Source organism: Corynebacterium variabile (assembly GCF_006539825.1).
GTDB classification, from domain to species: domain Bacteria; phylum Actinomycetota; class Actinomycetes; order Mycobacteriales; family Mycobacteriaceae; genus Corynebacterium; species Corynebacterium variabile.
This window is the reverse complement of record NZ_BJNT01000061.1, coordinates 1-971: the sequence shown is the minus strand read 5'-3', so window position 1 is coordinate 971 and position 971 is coordinate 1. Positions and strand designations below refer to the sequence as shown.

The 971-nt window shown below is 54.8% G+C and carries 1 protein-coding gene and 1 pseudogene; both read right to left on the bottom strand.

What is annotated here, in order from left to right; all coding sequences use genetic code 11:
- On the bottom strand, positions 1 to 467 hold a 467-nt coding region (locus tag CVA01_RS15395; RefSeq protein ID WP_141331833.1), incomplete at its 3' end, for an SMI1/KNR4 family protein.
- 59 nt (positions 468 to 526) lie between these two features.
- Positions 527 to 874, bottom strand: a pseudogene (locus CVA01_RS15630) (HNH endonuclease); the annotation flags it as partial.
- Positions 875 to 971: the final 97 nt, after the last annotated feature.

The following is a 971-nucleotide window of genomic DNA, read 5'->3' as shown; positions in this document are numbered from 1 at the left end:
CCGTCGGTGGTGGTGAGCATGCCCATGAACTCCTCGAACGAGTCAGCGACCTTCGCCATCTCATTATCCGATTCAACGAACACGTAGATGATCGACAGTGGCGGGAACTGTTCCAACCCGTAGTTGATGCCGAAGGACTGACCGGGGCCGAATCCCGAGAATGCGAATATCAGCAACTCTTCTGGCGCCCCCCACCCGTCTTCGCCCATCAGGTCGGGAGAGTCCTCCAGCGAGTCGAAGCTATCATTTCCGAGAATTTGCCCAAGTCCGACACTGTATCCATCTTCGTAGAAGTCCATAGGAACACACCACTTCTGACTCTCGTCGAATACGCCTCCTCCGGTCTGGCGGAGGAGCTCCCGGTAACCTTCGGGAAGCCGGAGTCCCAGCGATTCTTCAATCTCGGCGAGTCGCTGCTCACTGCACGGAGTGTAAGTCTTGTAAAAGAATCCGGTTGTATAGTCCATGATGCGTCCTTTGTGTCAGTTTTCGGTTTAAGCGGTTTGGCGTCAGGGCTCCACATGGCACGCCCACCAGTGTGAGGAATATTTCTGTTGAGTTCGGTGGGGACGAGTTCCATCACGCCTTCAATCTCACTGTGATGCCAGGTCCAACCGTTGTCCTTGCGGAATTTCTCCGTGATTCCGGCCAGCTCGTCGGCGTGGAGCATGTCTCGCTGCGAAGTTTTCTGGTAGTCGAAGTTCTCCAAACGGATGGGTTCTTTGGTTTCCGGGTGCTTCGCGATCCAGGGGGAGAAATCCGGGTACCCGGTTTCCTTGTACCTGAAAGTCGAGTAGTCGCCCTTCGTCGCAGCTATTTTTGCTTGAATTTTCTCTGGCAATTCGGATAGACCTTTACCCGCATACCGTGCCATCAGAGGTGCCCTACCTTGTGGGGTGTAGACCACTGTTGTGGGGATGTTGCATATCTCGGCAACGTGGGTGAAACCAGACCACGGTGCCCGCCAATCA